Raw genomic sequence first — 22103 nt, forward strand, 5'->3', positions numbered from 1 at the left:
GAACCCTCCAGGTACTGGGCACAAATCACCAACCCGACCGAGATTTTCTATATATTATACTCTTTTCTTTTAGGATTTTCCAGTCCGCAAAAAACGAAAGAATAAAACGGCGGCGGCGGAAAAAACTAGGAAAAAAAGGAGGATCCCCATGGAATTTTTGCAAATATTGGGCACGACCCTGCTGTCCCTGGTGATTTTGTTCCTGCTGACAAAGCTCATGGGCAACAAACAGATTTCCCAACTGACGATGTTTGACTACATCACAGGTATCACCATCGGCTCCATCGCGGCGGAGCTTGCCACAGAGCTGGAAGCTCCCGCCAGACCGGTGGAAGCCATGGTGCTGTACGGATTGATCGCCATACTGATCTCCTTCTGTTCCTCCAAGTCCAACCGAATGCGGGGCTTTTTGGGCGGCAAGCCCATTATCCTTTTGCAAAACGGGGTCCTGGATCGGAAAAAGCTGAAAAAGTCCCGGCTGGATATCAACGAATTCCTGACCATGGCGCGGCTGGCAGGCTTTTTCGATTTGAGCCAGGTGCAGACCGCCGTTTTCGAGCAGAACGGCAATGTCAGCTTTCTGCCGAAAGCCCAGTACCGCCCGGCGAACCCCAACGACATGAAGCTGCCCGTACAGCCGGAAGAGCTGCTGTGGAACGTGATCGTAGACGGCAACGTGATGGAGCGGGAGCTTCAGCTTGCCGGCAAGGACGCGGTTTGGTTAAAGGAGCAGCTGAAGCAGCAGGGCTTTCACGATTTCAGGGAGGTTTTCCTTGCCACCCTGGATAAAAACGGCGCCCTCACCTGCTTCTCCAAACCGGGAAAGCAATGAAACGCCGGAGGGCGGCTTTTGAAGCCCGGCAAACGGTATAAAAAGACGCGGCACAGAATGCCGCGTCTTTTTATACCGTCTATCCGGCACGCCCTGCCGGGCGGGAAGTATCTGCTTTTCAGGCAAGGAGCTGGAAACTTTTCCACTTCCCGCTGCGGTAGCGGAGCCCCAAAAGGACCGCCTTGATGCACCAGTCGCACGCCATGGCAAGGGCAACGCCGATCACGCCCATGTTCAGCCATATCCCGAACACCACGGAGAGAGCTACCCTGCAAACGATGGTGGCAAACAGGGAGCAGTACATGGTGTACTTCACGTCCCCCGCCGCCCGCAAGCCGTTGACAAAGGGACCGCCCACCGGGAACACAAAGGCGTTGAACAGGTTGTGGATCACCACAAGGAGGAACACCAGCTCTTTCGTTTCCGGCGACAGGTCATAGCACAGCAGGACCAGGGGCGTCACAGCCAGGATCAGGAAATTCCAGACGACGGAGATCACCATGGTCAGCCGGAACAGCTTTTTCATGTAATAATCCGCCGCCTCCACGTCGCCCGCACCCATGCACTGCCCTACCACTGTGATAAAGGCGGGTCCCAGCGCCGCTCCCACCAGCGCCGCCAGGGACCAAATGCTCTGCGCCACGCCGTTAGCCGCGATCTGACTGGTCCCAAACAGCGCGATAATGCTGCTCAAAGCCACCTTGGCAAGCTGGAACAAGCCGTTTTCGATGCCATTGGGCACGGCAACGCCCAGCAGGCGCTTCACCATACTGCCGTTCCACGCAAAAACCTGCTTCCATGTGATAAACACCTGATTTTTCCGGGAAAAGCACAGGGCAGTCATGACTACGGCGGCAAAGATCCGGGAGATCGTGGAGGGCCACGCCACACCGGCGACCCCGGCATGAAGCACGAAAATGCCGATGGCATTGCCTGCCACATTGATGGCGTTCATGCCCAGAGAAACCTTCATGGTGGTCTGGGTCCTGCTCATGCTGCGGTACAGCGCCGCCCCGGCGTTATACAGCGCCAGCGCCGGATAGGAATAGGCGGAAATGCGCAGGTAGACCACGGACGCCGCCATAACGTCTGCCTCCGTGCTGCCGAACAGCAGGTGCAAAAGCCAGCGGTTCCCCAGCAGCACCAGCACCATGGATACGATAGAAAACAGGAAGGAAAAGGTATACAGCTGGCTTGCCGCCAGATTGCTGTTCTTTTTGTCCCCGCTGCCGATATACTGGCTGACCACCACGGCGCCCCCTGCCGCCAAAGCGGTGAACAGGTAAATAAAGATAGTGTTGAACATATTCACCAGGGAAACGCCGGATACCGCCGCTTCCCCCGCGTAGCTCACCATCAGCGTATCGGCGATGCCTACCAGCATTGCCAGGAGCTGCTCGATGAACAGCGGCAGGATCAGCTCCTTCAAATCTCTGTTGGAAAAAATCCTGCGTTCCTCTGAAATCTGCATTTTCGGCTCCAGTACCATTGCCAAACGGTCTGCCTTCATGCCCCTCACCCCATTACGGAAAAATAGCGCCGACAGGGCCTTTCCTGCCTGCGCTACTATCATACTCCAATTCCAGAACAATGTCTAATACTTAATTTTTATAAAGTATCATGCCCAAAAAGCATGGTGAGATAACATGGCTGCGCTGCTCATTTCTCCGGGCGAACCAGCTTCCGCGCCATCTCCAAAAAAGCCCTTACTGCCGGGGACACAGCCCGCTGCTTTTTCCAGACCAGAACCGCCTGCACGGGCAGCTCCGGTGTAAAGGGGCAAAAGCGCACCTGGCTGCGGTCATAGATATCCACAGCGCCCTCGATGGTGACCGCATATCCCAGCCCATGCTCCACCAGCCGGGCGGAATTGCGGATCAGATTGTGGGTGACCATCACGTTGCACTGTTCAAAATCCTTGCCGAACCAGCCGGAAAGCTCGCCCTGCACGGAATCCCGGCGGCTGATAAACAGGGGCGTGTCCCCCAGGTCGGCAAGGGAAACGCTCTCCTGCCCTGCCAGCGGGTCCTGCGCGGGCAGCAGCACGCCCCAGCGGTCCTTGTCCGGCAGCCGGAGAAATTCATACTGCTCCAGGTCCACCGGCTCAAGCAGCAGGGCAATGTCCATCAGGCCCAGCTCCAGCCGCTCCTTCATCTGGTCGGCATTGCCGGAAAGCAGGTCGTACTGCACCGAGGGGTATGCCTGGTGGAATTCCCCCAGCAGCTTTGGAAATATCTCTGCCGCAACCGTTTCGGCGCTGCCGATATAAATGGTGCCGCTGAGCTCCCCAGGGGCGGAAAGCTCCTGTTCGGTTTTGTCCGCCAGCTCTATCAGCTCCTCCGCCCTCCTGCGCAGCAGTATTCCCGCTTCTGTCAGACCGATCTTCCGCTTGCCCCGAAGGAACAGAGTAACTCCCAGCTCCTCCTCCAGTTGGGCGAGCTGCCGGGACAGGGTGGGCTGCGTGATATGCAGCGCCTCCGCCGCCCGCGTGACGCTTTCCTCCCGCACCACGGCAAGGAAATAGCGCAAAACCCGAAGCTCCATCAGAAGTTCCTCCCCGTATTTTCCGTTTCTGTATCCTTAGGTATTTGAATAGCATTTTTGTGGTATTTCCTATGCTTTATTATGCGGAATTTACCGATTTTGTAAAATAGGAAAATATCTGTTTTCCTAAGCATTTGCAACGCAGATTTCCAGCTCTCGAATTTTGTCACCTACATCTTCAGGACAATGAGCATCGGATGATGTAATGATTTTTACATTTTTCTTCTTCAAAACATGGAGTAATTTTTTATCCATTCCCAAAGAAGAAGTCCCTGAACATCTTCGAGCCACGCCACTATTCTGATCTGCATACATATTACTATTGGAAAGCTCTTCTGCTAAACTTTCATAGTAACCCAAGAGTGAAAAGGACGGTCTATGTCCAAATAGCTTTATTGCATCCGGATGACCAATACCATCAAATAGTTTACTTTTTGCCAGTGAAATAGAGTCTTCAAAATACCTGCGATATATCGTATCTACATCAATTCCGATCCAGTGTTCCGGCTTATGGTCGAAGGCGAATCTATCAACAAAGTGAATGCTGCCTAACAAAAAATCAAACCCTTCATCTTTCGTCATGTCTCCAATAAATGTCTCATGCTCTTTGAAGTAACATATTTCAAGCCCAAATTTTATCTTAACAGGATATTTTTGATTTCTTACTTTCTTAATAAGTTCACAATATTCCGACATCTTATGCTTTCCTGCACTTCTTCGAAACCAATCGTCCACGTATTTACTGTATGCACATACTGAATCATACATAGACGTAAACTCTTCAAATATATAGCAGTGTTCCAGTAATCGAATTTCATCCAGCTTCATTTCAACTGCCCTGTTTACGAATTGTTCGATCCATTCTAACGAGTAATCCCCACGCTCAATATGAATATGACCATCAATCATTTTTACCCTCCATATAATCAACGAAATCTCGAATAGCGAAACCGCCGACAGGAAACCTGCCGGCGGACTGATTCCTATTTACTGAGCGTCCACAGCCGCAGCAAGGGTCGTCTGTCCCTCCATCTGCTCCGGCTTATCCGGCGCTGCCGCAGGCTCGGGCAGCCGGTATTTTTCCTGATAAGCCTCAAATGCCTGTGTAAATTCCGCTCCGCCGCCGGTCTTCACCTCATTCAGATAGCCATGGGTGTCCAGAACGGAATCCTTGATCTGAATGACCGCCACCGCGATATTGGAGCAGTGGTCGGAAACGCGTTCGTAATTTGTCAGCAGGTCGGAAAGGACAAAGCCCAGCTCGATGGTACAGCGCCCGTCCTGCAAACGCCGGATATGGCGGTTCTTCAGATCCAGCTTCAGATCGTCGATGACCTGCTCCAGCGGTTCTACCTTTCCTGCCAGCACGGTGTCCTGCTTTTCAAAGGCTTCCACCGTCAAATCCAGGATATCCACGATCGCCCGGGTGATGACCACCAGCTCCTGCTGGGCGGTTTCCGAAAAATGCAGCTCCTTGTCGTCCATTTCCTTTGCCGCCCGGAGAATGTTCACGGCATGGTCGCCGATCCGTTCAAAATCCCCGATGGTATGCAGCAGCTCCGCCGCCTGGTTGCTGTCGGAGCGGGACAGGTTCTTGCTGCTGAGCTTCACCAGATAAGTGCCCAGCTTGTCCTCATAGAGGTCCATTTCGTTTTCCATCTCGGTGACGGAATCCGCGATCTTGGAATCGTAAGCGTCCAGCAGGCCAATGGCTGCCAGCATGGAATCCCGCGCCATTTTCGCCATGCGCACCGTCAGGTTCCGGCATTCCACAATGGCAAAGGCGGGAGACATGAGCAGGCGCTCGTCCAAAAGCTCCTCCTTGGTATTCTTGTCCCGTATGGTGAGCTTCGCCAGCTTTTCCAGCTGCTTGGAAAAGGGCAGCAGGATCAGGGTATTGATGACATTGAACAGAGTATGTACCACAGCGATCTCCAAAGCGCCGATGGGGGCGTCTACAAAATCGAAATGGAAAACGGCGTTCAGAAGATAAAATGCGGACAGGCAGATCGCCGTACCCAGCACCTTGAAATAAATGCTCACCGCCACCACGCGCTTGGCGTTCTTATTGGCGCCGATACTGGACAACAGCCCTGTGATGCAGGTGCCGATGTTGAGACCCGTGATAATGGGGATCGCCATGCCGAAGGTGATGCTGCCGGTCATGGACAGGGACTGCAGAATGCCGACGGAAGCCGCCGAGCTTTGAATAATCCCCGTGACCACCGTACCCAGCAAAACGCCCATCAGGGGGTTGTTGAACATGACCAGGACGTCCTGGAAGAAAGGCATATCCGCCAGCGGGCTGACGGAGCTGCTCATAAAGGTCATACCCGTCATCAAAACAGAGAAGCCCAGCAGGATCGTACCGATATCCCGCTTTTTACCCTCCTTGTGCGCCATCACAAGGAAAATGCCGATCAGCGCCACCAGCGGGGAAAAGGATTCCGGCTTCAGCATGCGCAGGAAAAAGCTTTCGCTTTGAATGCCGGCGGCGCTCAATATCCATGCCGTCAGCGTCGTGCCGATGCTGGAACCCATGATGACGCCCACGGTCTGGCTCAGCTCCATAATGCCGGAGTTGACCAGACCCACCAGCATGACCGTCATGGCGGAGGAGGACTGGATGGCAATGGTGATCACCGCGCCCAGCGCCAGGCTTTTCAGCTTGTTGGAGGTCATGGATTTCAGCACGTGCTCCAGCTTGCCTCCCACCATCTTCTCCAGCCCGGAGGACATTACGTTCATGCCGTACAGAAAAAATGCCAAGCCGCCCAGCAGCGTAAAAATGGAAAAAATATCCATGCGATCTGTCTCCCTAGAAAGCGCTTCCCTTTTCGCGCCCGTTTTTGATTTCCCTGCAATTTTTCTTTTTTACCTGAATAAATTTATATTAGCATAGGAGAAGGGTAAAGTTCAACACGTATTTGCAAAAAAGCAGAATTTTTTCTGCGAAAAATGTGAACTTTTTTTGAAGTCCGAAAAAAGTAACAGTAAAAATATGTGGAAAAGCGTCCCGCTGTCCTGCGCCGCCGCCCGGATTTCTGACAAATCTCTTTCGGTATCCGGGAATCCCTTGCTTTTTTCCGGGAACTGGTGTACATTCTTTCTTATCTCGGAGAAAGAATGATAGAAGAGGTAACAGTATGGAACAAAAGGAAAAGAAAGAAACAAAGCAAAAGACAGGTAAAAAAGGCTGGAAGGGGCACCTCTGGGCAGTGCTGCTGACAGTGATCGCTTTCGTGGTATACGATTACACCCAGCTGCCCGCCTACAATATTCAGTCCGGCGAGACGTGGTTCACTGTCTGCGCCGTCCTTGCCCTGTTCGGCATTTTGGAGCTTATCTTCAATGCCGGGCTGCGCATCGTGCCCACCGACGATCCTGCCAAAATGGTGTTCGGCTCCCACAACGGCGGCTTTGCCGTCCGTCACACGGGACCCAAACGGACACTGGGGAAATACTTCCTGATCGCCGCCATCGTCATCGCGGCGGCGGGCCTGCTTTGCTCCCTGGCTTCCTCCACGGTGTTCCACGCCAAAAGCTACGCGGGCATTGCGGGGGAGATCGAAAGCCGGGACTTCATCGCCGATACCCCCGCTTCCGAGACCATTTCCGATATCGCCCTGATGGACTCAAACAGCGCAGAGATCATCGGCGCAAGGGCGCTGGGCTCTCTGAGCGAGCTGGTCAGCCAGTTTGAGATCAACCCCCAGTACACCCAGATCAACCTGAACGGTAGACCCATGAAGGTCACGCCGCTGGAATACGCCGACTTCTTCCGCTGGTGGAGCAACCGTGAAAGCGGTATCCCCGGTTACATCGCCGTGGACCCGGTAAAGAACACCAGCGAATATGTAAAGCTGCCCCAGCCCATGCGGTACACGGCTTCCGCGCGGTTCGGCAAAAACCTGTACCGCCATCTGCGCTTCTCCTACCGCACCGCCATATTCGGCAATTCCTATTTTGAGATCGGCGAGGACGGCACCCCCTATTACGTCACCGCCGTGCTGAAAAAGGACATTTTCCTCTTCGGCGGCACAGACGTAAAGGGCGCTGTCATTCTGAACGCCTGCACCGGCGAGACCCAGTATTACGATGTGGCGGATATCCCCGCCTGGGTGGATATCGTGTACGACGGCGATATGCTTGCCCAGCGGTACGACTGGTACGGCGAGCTTTCCGGGGGATATTTCAACTCCCTGTTCGCCAAAAAGGACTGCAAGCGGGTCACCGATGATTTCGGCTACAAGATGTTCGACGACGACGTATGGGTGTTCACCGGCGTGACAAGCGTCGCCTCCGACCAGTCCAACATCGGCTTTGTGCTGATGAATTCCCGGACGGCGGAGATCCGCTATTACCCCATTCCCGGCGCGGAGGAATACTCCGTCATGCGCTCGGCGGAGGGCGAGGTGCAGAACCTGGGCTACACCGCCTCCTTCCCCTCGGTCATCAACGTGGAGGGGCAGCCCACCTATATCATGGTATTAAAGGATAAAGGCAGCCTTGTCAAGCGGTACGCCTTGATCCATGTGGAGCGCTACAATATCGTGGTCACCGCCGAGACCCAGCGGGAGGTCATGGCAAAGTACAAAAACGCCCTCATTGAAAACGGCATGATCTCCGGCACGTCCGCCGCGGTAAGCGATTCCGACGCCGTGACCGTCACAGTAAAGGATATCAAATACCTGGTGCAGGAGGGCAACTCCTACGCCTATCTGGTCACAACGAAGAAGGATATCTATAAGGTGGATTGCTCCGCCTTTGAAACCGTGGTGCTGGTAGAGCCCGGCGACCGGGTGCGCCTGACCGCCGTGGAGGAGGAGACCGGCGTAAACACGGTGCTTTCCTTTGAAATCGCGTAAAGCAGTTTTGCTTTATAAATGAAAATGCAGTAAAAAATCCCGCCCCTGAGCTTTTTCAGCTCAGGGGCGGGGGCTTTTTCTTTCTTATTTCCGTCTTATTTCCGGCTCAGCAGCCGCTTTTTGGCAGCCCGCAGCTTTTCCCCATAGCGGGTGGTAAAGAGCACGCCGCAGAGCAGCGCCCCCAGAACCATTCCCAGGGCAACATTGGAAATCTCAAAATAGGGGGACTGCATTCCCACCTCGCAGAAGTCGATGACAAAATACACGGCGAAGGCGGCAAGCCCCACCAGCATCAGCCAGCGCACCCGCCGGACCATGCGCTGCTTTTCCTGATTGCTGTAATCCGCCACCTGCAATACGGTCTCCTTTGTCTTTTTGTCCATTTCGTCCACTTTCCTTTCTCCATTTAAGATTTCTTCCAGACCCACGTCAAAATATTCCGCCACCTGCACCAGCAGGTCCAGGTCCGGCAGATTGTTTCCGTTCTCCCAGCGGGACACGCTGCGGTTGGTCACTCCCAGAATTTCCGCAAGCTCTCCCTGGGTCATGTCCCTCTCCCGGCGAAGCTCCCGCAGGAACCCGCCGATCTTTTCCTGATTCACGGTTTTCATCACCTCCTGACTCTCTCAGCTTATCGCGTTTGCAGCAAAAAAGCAACGACACAGAGCGGGATTTTCTCCGTTCCCGCAAAGCGGGAATGATTCTCGCGTTGCGGGACTGCATTTTTTCCATTTTCGTTCTGCGAAAATGTTCCGTCCTATTGAAAAAGACGGAAAAAACCATTAGAATATGATAAATTGTGAAAAAGGGGGAGCAGGCTATGTTTTCTAATGCAGACAAGCATCGTCTGGACTTTTTAGCCCATCAGCAGGCGGAGATCGCCCACAGTGAAAAAATGCGGCAGCTCATAAAAGACTGGGAGCGCCACGGCCGCTTTGACCCGGACAGCCGCCCCATGGTCACCATGGAGCTGTGGACCTTCCGGCAGGATATCCTTCCCCCGCTGCTGGAATGCTCCGGTGAAGAAGCCCGCAAATGGGAGGAGCGGTTCCTGCTGAACATCGTCAACCACACCCTCTTTCATGACGACACCATCGTGCTGGACTATATGCCCTTTTCCTACGGCAGCAGCATGACGCCCTTTGGGCTGCCGGTGCGGATCGAGCACGCCGAAAGCGGCGACAGCCTGGGGCACCACTTTGTGGAGCAGCTCACCGATCTGGAGGAGGATTTCCACAAGCTGCAGCCCTCTGAGACCGTCCTGCTCCCAAAAGAGGAAACCGACCGGCAAATGGCGGAATACAACGAGCTGTTCGGGAATATTCTGCCCGCCAGGCTTACCGGGCATTCTTTGTACGCCTGCCCGGTACAGGATATCGTCCACCTGATGAGCATGGAAAATATGTTTTTCGCCATGTACGACTACCCCGACCTGTTCCACAAGATGATGGAGCGGCTGACGGACGATTATGTTGCCCGGTTCCGGGCGGAGGAACAGGACGGCAGGCTGCTGTCCACCACCGGCAGCGAGCGGGTGGCGCAGGGCTCTTACTGTTTTACCGACAAGCTGCCAGACCGCCAGGGCTTTTACCGCACCACAGACGTATGGGGCTACATGGACTGCCAGGAAAGCGCGGGGCTGTCCCCTGCCATGTACGGGGAATTTATCTTCCCCTACTATAAAAAGGTGATGGACTGCTACGGGCGGGTCTCCTATGGCTGCTGTGAGGCTGTCCACGCCATTTGGGACGACTATCTCAGCACGGTGGAGCATTTGGGAAAGGTTTCCATCTCCCCCTGGTGCGACGAGGAATTTATGGGACAGCGCCTGCGGGGAAAGGAGATCACCTACCTGCGCAAGCCGGACCCCACCCTGATCGGCGTCACCAGCGCTCTGGACGAGGACGCCGTCCGCGCCCATTTCCGCAAAACGGTACAGGCGGCGGAGGGCTGCACATTGGAGATCGTCCAGCGGGACGTATACCAGATCCATAACAGCTGCGAAAAGGTGCGGCGGTACGTGGAGCTGATCCGGGAAGAATGCAGCCGTCATAGAAAATAAAAGCAAGGAGGGAGCTATCATGGAAATAAAATTTTATCAAACACCCGGAGAATTTTTAGAGGAGAACGCGGGATTCCTGCGGGATTTTGAAGTACACGCCCAGTTGAATTTCGGCAACGCTTCCGCCCACAAAGACGAGCCCTGCCGCCCCGATCTGTTGTTTGGCAGATGTGAGGAAAACGGGCAGGGCGTGCTGCTGTTCGGCAACACCTTACCCTGGTGCCTGTGCTTAAATTCCGTCCCCGGCGACCCTGCCGCCCTTTCCGCCGCCGTGCTGCTGGCGGAGCGGCTGCAGGCTGAAAAGATTCCCCTGCACGGCGTGATGGGAAGCCGGGAGCTGTGCGGCGCCTTTACCTTTGCCTATGGCGGGCGGTTCACCCTCCACACCGCTATGGACATCATGATGCTCACCGAGCTGACCGAACCTCCTGTCGTATCGGGAACTGTCCGCAAGGCTGTCCCCGGCGATCTGGAAACCGTCACGGGTTGGGCGTGCGCGTTTACCAAAGAAGTCCTGCGGGAAGAACCGGCTCGGGAAGCGCTGCGGCAGGAATTTTCCGATATGATCGCGGAGCAGGGGCTTTACGTGCTGGAGGGCAAAGACGGTACCCTGCTCTCCATGGCTTCCACCGCCCATGCCCGGCAGTTGCCCCACGGCTGCGGCGTCAGCTGGGTCTACACCCCGCCGGAGCACCGGGGCTGCAAATACTGCCAGAACACGGTGGCGGCGCTGTGCAGGGAGCAGATGGAGCGCGGCGCGCAGTTTATCTCACTGTTTGTAAACAAAGCAAACCCCATTTCCAATCGGGTCTATCAAAAGCTTGGCTTCCGCGCTGTGGTGGACAGCTATGATTTCCGATTGGCGCAGGAGTGATCCCTTATGCTGTTTCAGGAAACTATCAACAACTGGCAGGACTGGGGACGGGTCTACCAGTCGAAAGAAGCCTTTTCCCCGCTGGTGGAGGAAATTTACCGGCGGGAAAAGCTGCCCTTTGCTCCCCTGCAGAACCTGACCCCCGGCACCAACGCCGTGTTCCGGGTTGGAAACACGGTGGCAAAGGTCTTCTTTCCCAGGGAAAGCGGGCTGGACCCCACGCCGGATTTTCAAAATGAAGCCGCCGTCTGCGGCTGGCTGACAGCCCGCGGTATCCCCACGCCCCGGCTGCTGGCACAGGGAAAGCTTCAGGACAAATACCTGTTCTACTACATTCTCACGGAATTTTCCCAGGGGCAGGAAGCCGGCGGCTGGCTGGAAGCTGCTTCCGCAGAGCAGAAGGTGCACTTTGCCGGGGAACTGCAAAAAGTATTATGTAAACTAAATTGCCCGGCAGACGACCTTCTCCCCGCCGTCGACCTGAAAAAGCGGGCGGTGTGCAATTCCCGTCTCGCGGCGCTGCCGGAGACGCTTCAGCAGGAAATGCGGCAGAGGGCGCTGCACTGCGATCTGTCCCAAAGGGTGCTGGTCCACGGGGACCTGACCGGGGAAAACCTGCTGGTCACGTCCCAGGGGACGCTTACCGTCATCGACTGCGCCGACGCCTGCCTTGCCCCGGCATGGTACGAGCTTGCCCCCATCGTCTTTGAGCTGTTCCGCTGTGAAAGCGTTCTGCTGCGGGAATTTGCCGGAGAGGGGCAGGAAGAATTTCTCGAACAGGTATTGGACGCGGTCTGCCTGCACGATTTCGGCGCCAACCTGCTGCTGACGGCAGCCCGGCGGGAACACCTCCCCATTTTCCCCGGCCTTGCCGCAGTAAAGGAATTTTTGGAGCGAAAGCTGCGGGAATAGAAATCCGCCCGGAAACTGGAGAAAGCCTTCAAACAAAGAAGACGCAGCCCATTTTCAGTGGGTGCGTCTTCTTTGTTATTCCCCGGCTTTCATTCCACCGTGTGGACGATATAGGTCAAATGGTCGCCGAGCCTTTCAATATTGGACACAAGATTGATAAAGACCCCGCTGCTCTCAGGCTTGCAAACGCCTGCGTTCAGGCGTTCTATGTGCTCGTCTATCAGCCTCTTGCGGAACGCGTCGATCCTGTCCTCCAGCGCGTCCGCTTCCGGCAGCAGCGACACGCTTTTTTCCGAAACGATCCGCTTTGTCAGGTCGTAAAGCTCCTCCACAACATGGACCATATCGCCGATATCCTTCCGAACGGTTTCGGAAAAATCAAAATCATGCTTGATGGAGCTGTTGGCATATTTCGTGAAATTATCGGCTATCTCCGCGATCCTCATCATATCGCTGACATTGCTGTGAATATTGGAAATGCTCTTTTCATCGGAAAGCTGCCCGCTTTGCGCCGAAAGGCGGACAAGGTAGCTCAAAATAGAGTGATACGTTTCATCAGCCGCTTCAATTTCCCGCTGCGCCGCGTCGATCAACTGCCGGTCCTTTGTATCAAAGGACCGATACGCCGTCCGAAAAGCTTCCATTGCCGTGTCCGCCAAAAGGAGCGATTCGTTTTCCAGCTGGTGAATGGCAAGGGAGGGAGACGACAGCATTCGGTCGTCCAGATATGTGGTCTTCTTTTCGGACGCTTTTTCCCGGATGAGAGCTTTTGATATTTTTACAAATGCGCCGCAGAACGGGAGGAAAAGCACGGTGCAGGTCACGTTGAAGAATGTGTGAAACATGGCGATCTGCGTGGCAGGGGAGCTGAACCATTTTTTCAGGGTCAGGTCCATAAAGTCAGGTCTGAGCAGCAGCAGGACAAAGAATATCGCAGAGCCAAAGGCGTTGAACAGCAGGTGGATCAGGCTTGTCCGCTTCGCGTTCGTTCCCGCGGTCAGCGAAGACATCAGCGCCGTGACACAGGAGCCGATGTTCGTTCCGAGAATGATATACAACACCTCGTTCCCGCCTGTTCCTACCGTCAGTCCCGCTACCGACATGGCAATTATGATGGAGGTGGTGGCGGAGCTGGACTGCACCAAAGCCGTCAGGAAAATCCCTGTGAGAAAGAGCAGGAAAGGATTTTTGACAGTCTCAAATATTCCCTGTATCGCTTCGCTGTTTGCCTTCATCGCGTCCGACATCATGGAAAGACCGATAAAGATAAGCCCAAAGCCGGACAGGATCAAACCGGCTTTTTTCAGGCTTTCGCTTTTACACAGCATACTGATCAGTATCCCCACGAATACGCACGCCTGAATATAAGTGGTTATGGGAAAAGCACTGAGGGCGGCGATCTGCGCCGTCACTGTCGTTCCGATATTCGCGCCCATAATCATTGCCGTTGCCTGATAAAGGTTGACGATGCCGACATTCACAAAGCCGACTATCAGCACGGTGGTGACCCCTGAGCTTTGGATCAGCGCGGTGGCGGCAGTGCCTATGGCGGCGTTCGTCAGCCTTTTCTCAGCGGTCCTGCCGAAAATGCTCTTGATTTTTCCCGTGGCAAGCTGTTCGATATTTGCCGTGAGAAGATGCACGCCCACCAAAAACACGCCTGTCCCCGCAAACACCCTGACGAGAAACAGTACCAGCTCGTTCCCATTCATTTTTCTTCCCCTCCTGTTGAGATCATCTGGCTGAACGCTAAAGGATCGCGATAAAATACAGGGCATACCCTGCCAGCATGGCGGTGCCCCGCCAGCGCCCAAGCTTCTTATCCTTCAGGGAGAACAGGATCAGGAGCAGCGCTGCCACTGCCGATACCGCAGTGTCAAAACAAAAGCCCTCCGCAAATGTTACAGGGCGTATCAGGGCGGAAGCCCCCACCACAAACAAAATGTTAAAAATGTTGCTGCCCACGATATTTCCTATCGCAATATCCGATTTTCCCTTTTTCGCTGCCATAACGGACGTCACAAGCTCAGGAAGCGACGTGCCCAGCGCCACAATGGTCAGCCCGATGAACCGCTGGCTCATTCCAAGCCTTTCCGCGATCCCGCAGGCTGCGTCCACCGATATATTACTTCCCGCGACGGTAAGTGTCAATCCAAAAATGCACAGGAAAATAATTTTCCACAGCCTTTTTTCGGAACGGGGCGCTGTTGTTTCCCCGCTGTCACCGTTTCCCTTTTTTGCGGAAAAAAACAAATAAGCAAGGTACAGCCCGAAAAGAAGGAGCTGAAAGATACCGTCCGCAAAACCAATGGTCCCGTCAAGCCCCTGCAGGAGCAGCAGAATGCTGATTCCCCCAAGAAACGGCAGCTCATGCTTTATGGTGCCCGTTTTGACGGAAAGCGGAGCGATCACCGCGGAAATTCCAAGAATGATCAGGATATTCAGTATGTTGCTGCCCACAACATTGCCGATGGTGATTTCCGCATTCCCCTTGATCACGGCGGAAATGCTGACAGCGGCTTCCGGGATACTCGTGCCCATCGCAACCACTGTAAGACCTATTACCAACGGCGGTATCCCCAGCCTTGCCGCAAGGTCGGAAGCCCCGCCGACAAACAGGCCAGCGCCCTTTACCAGCAGGGCGATCCCGCCTGCCAAAAGAAGAACACACACGAAAAATTCCATAAGGATCGACCTCCCAAAAATCCCGGCAAAGCATAAAAATAGAGGCTCTGCCGCTGAATCACAGCAGCAAAGTCTCGCAATTTCATTACAACGCCGGATCACTGGGATCGTACTGACGGCAAAGTAAACATGGAACTTCCCATGCAAGCTACTCCCTTTGTATGGGAAAGTATACCTGCTCCTGACAGATTTGTCAACCTGCCGTTTTGAAAAAATTTCAAACCGGCGGTCCACTCCGCGCTTTCCCTGTGCAAAAAGCCTCCGCAGAGATTTCTGCGAAGGCTTTGGGGTGAAACAAATCCTTTCCCGGTCACGCTCCGGCTTACGCCTGGGGCGGCTGGGTCAAAATGCCGGTCAATGCGTCCACTCTGGCTTTCAAGGGCTTTTTGACGGCAATGGCAACAAAGCCGGACAGCCCCATCTCGCCCACATAAACGCCGGGCAGAAGCGCGTATTTGATCCAAGCCTCGATATGTACCTGGCTGTTCTGGAAATTGACCTTCAAAAACTGCGGCGCAGCCAGCAAGCCCACACCCTTTTTCCACACCTCTTCCCCTTTGTAGGTGGTGTAGGTAAAGCCCTCCTGTGTCAAGTAGCTGGTGACCACCTGACGGATCTGGTCGTCCGGACGGTTTGCCGTGAAATCTGTGACAAAGCGGCTCATAAGTAATACCCTCTCTCATTCTGCCGTACAGCGTTCTGCTGCAGCAATTTTATTCAGCCACTACTTTGAAAAAGGTCCGTTTTTTCGCAGAAAAGACACAGGTTCTTTCAAAAACCCGTGCGAAAGGAAAACCGCATTTCCATTCAGACCTTCCTCAAAATGGCTCCCTCGCCGTCATTATATCAAACTCCGATCGCGATTGCAAGAGGCGTCAGCCCAAAAAGCCCTCGATGATTTTTTCCTCAGCTTCCTGCTCGGAAAGACCAAAGGTGCGCAGCTTCAATATCTGCTCCCCGGCGATCTTCCCGATAGCCGCTTCGTGGATCAGCGCCGCGTCACAGTGGTTGGCGGAAAGCTCCGGGGCGGCGTCCACCCTGCCGTGGTCGGCAAGAATGGCGTCGCATTCCGAATGCCCGGTGCAGGGCGCGTTTCCAATGATGCGGGAGCGGTACGCCTGATGGGAATTTCCCCGCGCCACCGAACGGGAGATCAGGTCCGTGGCGGAGTTTTCCCCCTCCATGCGCACCTCAAATTCTGTCTTTGCCTCCTGCTCTCCCTCGGTGAGAATGCGCTCCCGGATCAGCAGCCTGGCGTTATTGAACAGCACAGCGGAGGTCTTGCGGAAGGTCCTGTCCACGCCGCCCAGCTGTATGCTGTCGATCTCCAGCACCGCGCCGCTTTGCAGCTCCGCTTCCGTCACAGGGTCGATGGAGCGGACGCCCTCGCCGCCGGTCCCCACGTGCTTTTCCTGATAGAGGACGTGCGCGCCCTTTTCCAGGAAGAAGCGGTGAATGCCGTTGTGGCGGGCGGGCTCGCCGTGCTCGGTATGGACGCCGCAGCCCGCGATAATTACCACGTCGGCGCCCTCGCCCACATAAAAATCATTGTACACCAGGTCGTCGATATTCCCATGGGTGACACAGGCAGGAATGGACACCGTTTCTCCCTTTGTGCCGGGTAAGATATGGATATCCATGCCGGGCTTATCCTCTTTTGACACGATCAGGATATGCTCGGTAGAACGGCGCTCAGAGCACTGTCCGTTTTCTCGGACACTGTATGCGCCAGTGAAACCGCCTTTCCAGTCGGACACCGCCTGCAGCAGCTTTTCCGTAATACTGTTCATCGGAAGCTCGCCTCCTTTCTCACACAGCCGGGACAGGGCGCCCCGGTTTTCAGCAGATTGGGCAGCAGCTCCGCCGCCGTGCCCTGCTGCTTCAGGCTGCCCTCGGCAATAATGGCGATCTCATCGGCAATCTGCAAAATTCGCTCCTGATGGGAGATAATCAGCAAACCGCCCTGGAAAGTGCCCCGCATTCCCTCAAACACCTGAATAAGGTTCTGGAAGCTCCACAAGTCTATCCCGGCTTCCGGCTCGTCAAAAATGGAAAGCTTTGTGTGCCGCGCCAGCACGGTAGCGATCTCGATCCGCTTGATCTCCCCGCCGGAAAGGGACGCGTCCACCTCTCTGCCCAGATATTCCCTGCCGCAAAGCCCAACCCGGCTCAGCATATCGCAGACCTCTTTTTCGGACAGTGGTTTCCCTGCCGCCAGCTCCAAAAGCTTTTTCACCGTGAAGCCCTTGAACCGCACCGGCTGCTGAAAGGCAAAGCTGATCCCCTGCCGCGCCCGCTCGGTCACATCGAGCCCCGTAATATTATCCCCGTTTAGCAATATTTCGCCGCTGTCCGGCTGCTCCAGACCCGCGATGATTTTCGCCAGCGTGGTTTTCCCACCGCCGTTGGGTCCTGTGATGACCACCAGTCTGCCGTCCGGCACGGTCAGGCTCACGTCCCGCAGTATCTGAGCCCCATTGGGCGCAGTCCAGCTGATATGTTTCAGCTCCAGCATGAAACCGCCTCTTTCCCGATCCTTTATTTTTCCAGCTTTTTTCCCAGTCTGAGCGCGCGGGAAGCATTCAGCACCGCCAAAATCAGTACGCCCACATCGGCAAACACCGCTTCCCACATATTGGAAACCCCAAAAGCGCTGAGAAGCAGCACCAGCGCCTTGACGCCCAGCGCGAACCAGATATTCTGGCGCACGATACGCAGGGTACCTTTGGAGATTTCCATGGCGGCGGCGATCTTCGAGGGCTTGTCGTCCATCAATACGATATCCGCCGCTTCAATGGCGGCATCGGAGCCTAAAGCACCCATAGCAATGCCGATATCCGCCCGGGAAAGCACCGGCGCGTCGTTGATCCCATCGCCTACAAAGAGCAGTTTACCACGGGGCGAGGTTTTCTGCAACAGCTTTTCCACCTGCTCCACCTTATCCGCGGGCAGCAGTTCGGTGTATACCTCGTCCAAGCCCAGCTCCGCCGCAACGGCTTCTCCCACTTCTTTCGCGTCCCCGGTAAGCATGACGGTCTTCTTTACGCCCTGTGCCTTCAGCCCGGAGATAGTCTCTTTTGCGTCGGGCTTTGTCTCATCGGAAATGATAATGTGCCCCAAGTAGCGCTTCTCCACCGCAACGTGGACCACCGTGCCGATCTTTCGGCAGGGGCGGCACACTACGCCGATCTCCGCCATGAGCTTGTCGTTGCCCGCGTAGACGGTTTTCCCGTCCACCACTGCCCGCACCCCTCTGCCGGAAAGCTCCTCTGTCCCGGACACCCGCTGACCGCTCACTTCTTTTCCACAGGCTTCCTTCAGGGAGCGGGAAATGGGGTGGTCGGAATAGCTTTCCGCCAGCGCGGCGGTTTCCAGAAGCTCCTGTTCCGGGCAGCCCTCGGGGTGAATGGCGGTGACCTTGAACACGCCCCGGGTCAGGGTGCCGGTTTTGTCAAACACCACGACCTCCGACTGGGAAAGCAGCTCCAGATAGCTTGCACCTTTGATCAAAATACCGCTGCGAGAAGCGCCGCCGATCCCGCCAAAAAAGCTGAGGGGAACGGACACCACCAGCGCGCAGGGGCAGGACACCACCAGGAAGGTGAGCGCCCGGTTCAGCCAGACCGCCCAGCCGTCCCCCGTGAAAATCGGAGGAAAGACCGCCAGCAGCACCGCGCCGATCACCACCACTGGGGTATAATATCGGGCAAATTTCGTAATGAAATTCTCCGCCCTTGCTTTTTTCGCACTGGAATTTTCCACCAGATCCAGAATTTTGGACACGGTGGACTCGCCAAAGGGCTTCGTCACCCTCACCCGCAGCAGCCCGGTCTGATTGACGCAGCCGCTGATCACCTCGTCCCCGGGGGCGACCTCGCGGGGCAGAGATTCCCCGGTCAGGGCGGAGGTGTTTACCGCGGAAGCTCCCTCCAGCACAACGCCGTCCAGAGGAATACGCTCCCCGGCTTTTATCACGATAACGTCGCCCACTGCCACCTCCTCCGGGTCCACCTGCACCAGCTGCCCGTCCCGCTGGATATTGGCAAAATCCGGGCGAATATCCATCAGCTCGGAAATGGATCTCCGCGATTTTCCCACGGCATAGCTCTGGAACAGCTCGCCCACCTGGTAGAAAAGCATGACAAATACGGCTTCCGGGTATTCCCCTTCGCCGAAAAAGCCGGTGCAGAACGCTCCTACCGTTGCCAGCGCCATCAGAAAATTTTCGTCAAAAATCTGCCCATGGGCAATATTTTTTGCCGCCTTCCACAGCACGTCCCAGCCAATGACGAAATAGGCGGGGAAAAACAGCAAAAACCGCCAGCCGCCGTGATAGGGGATCAGCACAGCCGCCAACAGCAGCACCGCGCTGACCCCGATCCGTGTGAGCATTTTCTTCTGTTTCCTTGTCATGTGACCGCCCCTTATTCATAGAAAGTAGTTCTGCTTTGCAAAGTAAAACTGCTTTACATAATTTTCCAACTGTTCCCTATCACAGTACAATGGTGCAATCAGGCTCTATCTTTTTGCATACCTTGACGACCTGCTTCATCACGTCCTCAAAATGTCCGTCCTCCGCTTCTATCGTCAGCTTTTGGGTCATAAAGCTCACGGCAGCGTCCTGCACGCCGTCGATTTTCTTAATTGCTTCCTCCATCTTGGCGGCGCAGTTAGCGCAGTCAAGGTCTTCCAGTGCAAATTTCTTTTTCATATTTTTCTCCTTTTTTTCAAGATATTACAATCGTTCTTCGCAATATGTTCTATTCTGTGATGTGTTCCATACCCTGCCCCAATATGGTGCACACGGGGCTGGTTCGCAGGCGGACAGCCTTTTGTTTTGGCAGTACATGGTTTATTCTGTAATGTGTTCCATACCCTGACCAAGTATTGTCCTTACATGGCTTGGTCCGCAGGCGGACAGCCTTTCGTTCTTTGTAAAGCTCTTTATTCCGTAATATGTTCCATACCCTGACCAAGTATTGTCCTTACATGGCTGTCCGCCAGGGCGTAAAAGACGGTTTTTCCCTCCCGGCGGTACTTCACCAGCTTGCTTTTCTTCAGCACCTGCAGCTGATGGGAGATCGCCGATTGCGTCATACCCAGCAGCTGGGCAATGTCGCACACGCACATTTCCGCTTCAAAGAGCAGGAACAGTATCTTTACCCGGGTGGAATCCCCGAAAATCTTAAACAGCTCTGCCAAATCGAAAAGGACCTCGTCCTCCGGCATTTCCCGGGTGACCTTCTCCACCACGTCCTGATGGACGCAGAGATAGTCACAATGAGGAACGCCTTTTGCTTCTGCCATGTTACAACATCCTTTCATATGAGCTTCTGTTCATATGATATGTGAAAACTTCCCTTTTGTCAACCCCCTGCTCCAAAAAATTGCAGGGCACAATCAATTTCTTCGCATGGCATTTGCAATTTCGCGTCTCATGTGTGGAATTATCCCTGCCGTTCATTTTGAACGCCTTACCTTTGCTTTCTGCGCAATTTACAAACAACACTTCCATGCTAAATCAAAGGGCGGCTTTTCCTCTACGATCTCGCATTTCTCTTTTTCGAAACTGCTCTCAGCCAATAGTTTTCGGAAAAGGAAAGCCTGCCTATGCAGCAGCATAGGCAGGCTTTCCTTTTCCCGATCTTATTCTTTTTCCTGAGAGGACCTTTGGGCGGCGTAAAAAACATAAATGCAGTAGGCGGCAGCCACTATGATAAGCACCTGCCGGGGAAGCCCCAAATTTGCAAGGAGAATGACCAGAAAGGAAAACAAAATGATTCCCGGCAGAGAAGCCCAAAAGGGAATTGTGCCGGACACTCCGGCTTTTCTCTTCCTGTAATCATCTATGCAGCTTTTTCCCATTACTCCCAGCATGATGATCAGAATGCACCAGCCTAACCAAGGTGCTCCCATAATAGCAATCACTGATGTTTCACCTCAAAACCAGTATAGCACAGGTTAGCAAAAAAAGGAAGAATATGCTTATTCGTTTCCGTTTTTCCATATAAGTACCCCTGACGCAGTGCTTCTGCTCTCCTGCATCAGGGGTATCGTCTGCTTTTAGCGAGGCAGTGCAGTGTGCCGGGGATTTTTTTGTTCCGGAAGCCGGGTTTACAGGGCTTCCTGAATGGGGGAAAAGGCAAAACCCTGCTCAAATTCGGCGGAGAATTTTACCAGAAATTCGCTGATAAGCTCGATACAATCCTCCAGGTCCCGCCAGTTGCCCACTTCAATAGAGCTATGCATGTACCGCAGGGGAATGGACACCAGCGCCATGGGAACGCCCTCGCAGGTCAGGCTGGCGGTGTCTCCGTCCGTGCCGGTGCGCCCGGTGGCGATTTCCCACTGGACATCCATGCCCAGCTCTGCCGCCGTCTGCTTCAACAGGGCGTTCATGGGCTTGTTCACGCCGGAACCCATACACAGCACAGGTCCGCCGCCCAGCTTGACTTCTCCTGTGGCGGCAGGGTCTTCTCCGGGGGCGTCGCTCGCCCAGGTCACGTCCACTGCCAGCGCGCAGGTGGGCTTGATCTTGGAGGAGGCGTAGTACGCGCCGCGCCCGGTGGTCTCCTCGCCCACAGTGGTGGCGGCGTAAATCCCTACAGCCGCGCCCTTTTCGGCGGCACGCTTGGCAGCCTCCAGCACCACGAAAGCGCCGGTACGGTCGTCCAATGCCCGGGCGGTAAAGCAGTCGTTCAAAAGCTCCTTCACCTGAGTGTCCGTGCAGACGGGGTCGCCAACGGAAACCACGTCCCGGGCTTCCTTCTGGGAGCTCGCGCCGATATCCACCAGCAGGTCGGAAGCGTCGATGGATTCCTTTTTCAGTAAATCGGAATTGGCGACGATCACGCCGCTCACCATACTGCCATCGTGCCAAATCTGCACCTGGCTGCCCAGATACAGCTTGCAGCGCACGCCGCCCGCCTTTGCCAGATGCAGCCTGCCTTCGCCGTCAATATGAGTGACCACGAAGCCGATCTCGTCCGCGTGACCGCAGAGCAGCACCCTGCATTCCGCCTGAGGGTTCACAACGGAAATAGCGTTGCCCACCGGGTCGGTAAGCTGCCGCTGAGCAAACTGTCTGCCAAATTCCAGCGCCTTTTGCTGCAATTTCTCCTCATGCCCGCTGACAGAGGGAGTTTCCAGCAAATCCTTCAAAAATTTCCGATCCATTTGATCTCCTCCCACAAATATGTTTTTTGAAATCTCCCAGAGCTGTCAAAAACCGCTCTCCGAAAGGTTTTGCAAGCAAAATCTTCCTGAAGAATTGCTTCGCAATTCTTCTCCTATTTGAAACGCGAGTTCGAGCCTGTCGTCCAAAAG

The 22103-nt window shown here is 54.8% G+C and carries 20 protein-coding genes; 5 read left to right on the top strand and 15 right to left on the bottom strand.

Annotated elements, in window-relative coordinates:
* Window positions 1-148: 148 nt before the first annotated feature.
* A complete protein-coding gene (locus AB8996_RS10485) occupies window positions 149-832 on the top strand; it encodes a YetF domain-containing protein (protein WP_369298936.1) in 684 nt (227 codons plus the stop codon).
* 118 nt (window positions 833-950) lie between these two features.
* Here the strand turns inward: AB8996_RS10485 and AB8996_RS10490 are convergent, their stop codons facing one another.
* From AB8996_RS10490 to AB8996_RS10505, 4 genes are all read right to left on the bottom strand, one after another.
* Window positions 951-2321: an MATE family efflux transporter gene (locus AB8996_RS10490; RefSeq protein WP_369298955.1), complete on the bottom strand. Its 1371-nt coding sequence runs from the start codon at window positions 2319-2321 to the stop codon at window positions 951-953.
* Window positions 2322-2491: 170 nt separating this feature from the next.
* Entirely contained in the window at window positions 2492-3376 is an 885-nt protein-coding gene (locus AB8996_RS10495) for a LysR family transcriptional regulator (protein ID WP_369298937.1), read from the bottom strand.
* A gap of 126 nt (window positions 3377-3502) precedes the next feature.
* On the bottom strand, window positions 3503-4285 hold the full coding sequence (locus AB8996_RS10500; protein ID WP_369298938.1) for a PHP domain-containing protein: 783 nt from the start codon (window positions 4283-4285) through the stop codon (window positions 3503-3505).
* Window positions 4286-4363: 78 nt separating this feature from the next.
* Window positions 4364-6181, bottom strand: coding sequence for a Na/Pi cotransporter family protein (locus tag AB8996_RS10505; protein ID WP_369298939.1), 1818 nt, complete (start codon window positions 6179-6181; stop codon window positions 4364-4366).
* 341 nt (window positions 6182-6522) lie between these two features.
* Here AB8996_RS10505 and AB8996_RS10510 point away from each other — a divergent pair, with 341 nt between their 5' ends.
* Window positions 6523-8244 (top strand): hypothetical protein, encoded by a 1722-nt coding sequence (locus AB8996_RS10510; RefSeq protein WP_369298940.1) that lies wholly within the window; start codon window positions 6523-6525, stop codon window positions 8242-8244.
* A 95-nt stretch (window positions 8245-8339) separates the two neighbouring features.
* Here AB8996_RS10510 and AB8996_RS10515 read toward each other — a convergent pair whose 3' ends face one another.
* A complete protein-coding gene (locus tag AB8996_RS10515) occupies window positions 8340-8846 on the bottom strand; it encodes a helix-turn-helix domain-containing protein (RefSeq protein ID WP_369298941.1) in 507 nt (168 codons plus the stop codon).
* A gap of 218 nt (window positions 8847-9064) precedes the next feature.
* Here AB8996_RS10515 and AB8996_RS10520 point away from each other — a divergent pair, with 218 nt between their 5' ends.
* From AB8996_RS10520 to AB8996_RS10530, 3 genes are read left to right on the top strand one after another with little or no spacing between them, the layout of a single operon-like run.
* Window positions 9065-10306 carry a hypothetical protein gene (locus AB8996_RS10520; RefSeq protein WP_369298942.1) on the top strand — a complete coding sequence of 414 codons (1242 nt, stop codon included), beginning with the start codon at window positions 9065-9067 and terminating at the stop codon, window positions 10304-10306.
* 19 nt (window positions 10307-10325) lie between these two features.
* The gene (locus AB8996_RS10525) at window positions 10326-11180 is read left to right on the top strand and encodes a GNAT family N-acetyltransferase (RefSeq protein ID WP_369298943.1); all 855 of its coding nucleotides are present in this window, start codon (window positions 10326-10328) and stop codon (window positions 11178-11180) included.
* Between the two features lie 6 nt (window positions 11181-11186).
* Window positions 11187-12092, top strand: coding sequence for an aminoglycoside phosphotransferase family protein (locus AB8996_RS10530; RefSeq protein ID WP_369298944.1), 906 nt, complete (start codon window positions 11187-11189; stop codon window positions 12090-12092).
* An 89-nt stretch (window positions 12093-12181) separates the two neighbouring features.
* Here the strand turns inward: AB8996_RS10530 and AB8996_RS10535 are convergent, their stop codons facing one another.
* The 10 genes from AB8996_RS10535 to AB8996_RS10580 form a co-directional block, all read right to left on the bottom strand.
* On the bottom strand, window positions 12182-13804 hold the full coding sequence (locus AB8996_RS10535) for a Na/Pi cotransporter family protein (RefSeq protein WP_369298945.1): 1623 nt from the start codon (window positions 13802-13804) through the stop codon (window positions 12182-12184).
* Window positions 13805-13841: 37 nt separating this feature from the next.
* Window positions 13842-14777, bottom strand: coding sequence for a calcium/sodium antiporter (locus tag AB8996_RS10540; protein ID WP_369298946.1), 936 nt, complete (start codon window positions 14775-14777; stop codon window positions 13842-13844).
* 322 nt (window positions 14778-15099) lie between these two features.
* On the bottom strand, window positions 15100-15441 hold the full coding sequence (locus tag AB8996_RS10545; RefSeq protein ID WP_369298947.1) for a hypothetical protein: 342 nt from the start codon (window positions 15439-15441) through the stop codon (window positions 15100-15102).
* Window positions 15442-15652: 211 nt separating this feature from the next.
* Complete coding sequence (locus AB8996_RS10550) at window positions 15653-16567, bottom strand: SufD family Fe-S cluster assembly protein (RefSeq protein WP_369298948.1); 915 nt, start codon at window positions 16565-16567, stop codon at window positions 15653-15655.
* On the bottom strand, window positions 16564-17292 hold the full coding sequence (locus tag AB8996_RS10555) for an ABC transporter ATP-binding protein (protein ID WP_369298949.1): 729 nt from the start codon (window positions 17290-17292) through the stop codon (window positions 16564-16566). The genes AB8996_RS10550 and AB8996_RS10555 overlap by 4 nt, the downstream gene beginning before the upstream one ends.
* Before the next feature lie 23 nt (window positions 17293-17315).
* Entirely contained in the window at window positions 17316-19190 is a 1875-nt protein-coding gene (locus tag AB8996_RS10560; protein ID WP_369298950.1) for a heavy metal translocating P-type ATPase, read from the bottom strand.
* A gap of 79 nt (window positions 19191-19269) precedes the next feature.
* A complete protein-coding gene (locus AB8996_RS10565; RefSeq protein WP_369298951.1) occupies window positions 19270-19488 on the bottom strand; it encodes a cation transporter in 219 nt (72 codons plus the stop codon).
* Between the two features lie 233 nt (window positions 19489-19721).
* On the bottom strand, window positions 19722-20084 hold the full coding sequence (locus AB8996_RS10570) for an ArsR/SmtB family transcription factor (RefSeq protein WP_369298952.1): 363 nt from the start codon (window positions 20082-20084) through the stop codon (window positions 19722-19724).
* 339 nt (window positions 20085-20423) lie between these two features.
* Window positions 20424-20693, bottom strand: a complete 270-nt coding sequence (locus AB8996_RS10575) for a hypothetical protein (protein ID WP_369298953.1) — start codon at window positions 20691-20693, stop codon at window positions 20424-20426.
* Between the two features lie 198 nt (window positions 20694-20891).
* On the bottom strand, window positions 20892-21953 hold the full coding sequence (locus tag AB8996_RS10580) for a M42 family peptidase (RefSeq protein WP_369298954.1): 1062 nt from the start codon (window positions 21951-21953) through the stop codon (window positions 20892-20894).
* Between the last annotated feature and the right edge of the window lie 150 nt (window positions 21954-22103).

This window comes from uncultured Neglectibacter sp. (assembly GCA_937958185.1).
In the GTDB taxonomy this organism is placed as follows: Bacteria; Bacillota; Clostridia; order Oscillospirales; family Acutalibacteraceae; genus Acutalibacter.

Coding starts and splice junctions, on each gene's coding strand:
- AB8996_RS10550 (WP_369298948.1), bottom strand. CDS start 16,567: ATGAACAGTATTACGGAAAAGCTGCTGCAGGCGGTGTCCGACTGGAAA.
- AB8996_RS10580 (WP_369298954.1), bottom strand. CDS start 21,953: ATGGATCGGAAATTTTTGAAGGATTTGCTGGAAACTCCCTCTGTCAGC.
- AB8996_RS10505 (WP_369298939.1), bottom strand. CDS start 6,181: ATGGATATTTTTTCCATTTTTACGCTGCTGGGCGGCTTGGCATTTTTT.
- AB8996_RS10540 (WP_369298946.1), bottom strand. CDS start 14,777: ATGGAATTTTTCGTGTGTGTTCTTCTTTTGGCAGGCGGGATCGCCCTG.
- AB8996_RS10535 (WP_369298945.1), bottom strand. CDS start 13,804: ATGAATGGGAACGAGCTGGTACTGTTTCTCGTCAGGGTGTTTGCGGGG.
- AB8996_RS10525 (WP_369298943.1), top strand. CDS start 10,326: ATGGAAATAAAATTTTATCAAACACCCGGAGAATTTTTAGAGGAGAAC.
- AB8996_RS10555 (WP_369298949.1), bottom strand. CDS start 17,292: ATGCTGGAGCTGAAACATATCAGCTGGACTGCGCCCAATGGGGCTCAG.
- AB8996_RS10485 (WP_369298936.1), top strand. CDS start 149: ATGGAATTTTTGCAAATATTGGGCACGACCCTGCTGTCCCTGGTGATT.
- AB8996_RS10570 (WP_369298952.1), bottom strand. CDS start 20,084: ATGGCAGAAGCAAAAGGCGTTCCTCATTGTGACTATCTCTGCGTCCAT.
- AB8996_RS10495 (WP_369298937.1), bottom strand. CDS start 3,376: ATGGAGCTTCGGGTTTTGCGCTATTTCCTTGCCGTGGTGCGGGAGGAA.
- AB8996_RS10575 (WP_369298953.1), bottom strand. CDS start 20,693: ATGGGAGCACCTTGGTTAGGCTGGTGCATTCTGATCATCATGCTGGGA.
- AB8996_RS10530 (WP_369298944.1), top strand. CDS start 11,187: ATGCTGTTTCAGGAAACTATCAACAACTGGCAGGACTGGGGACGGGTC.
- AB8996_RS10510 (WP_369298940.1), top strand. CDS start 6,523: ATGGAACAAAAGGAAAAGAAAGAAACAAAGCAAAAGACAGGTAAAAAA.
- AB8996_RS10490 (WP_369298955.1), bottom strand. CDS start 2,321: ATGGTACTGGAGCCGAAAATGCAGATTTCAGAGGAACGCAGGATTTTT.
- AB8996_RS10520 (WP_369298942.1), top strand. CDS start 9,065: ATGTTTTCTAATGCAGACAAGCATCGTCTGGACTTTTTAGCCCATCAG.
- AB8996_RS10560 (WP_369298950.1), bottom strand. CDS start 19,190: ATGACAAGGAAACAGAAGAAAATGCTCACACGGATCGGGGTCAGCGCG.
- AB8996_RS10565 (WP_369298951.1), bottom strand. CDS start 19,488: ATGAAAAAGAAATTTGCACTGGAAGACCTTGACTGCGCTAACTGCGCC.
- AB8996_RS10545 (WP_369298947.1), bottom strand. CDS start 15,441: ATGAGCCGCTTTGTCACAGATTTCACGGCAAACCGTCCGGACGACCAG.
- AB8996_RS10500 (WP_369298938.1), bottom strand. CDS start 4,285: ATGATTGATGGTCATATTCATATTGAGCGTGGGGATTACTCGTTAGAA.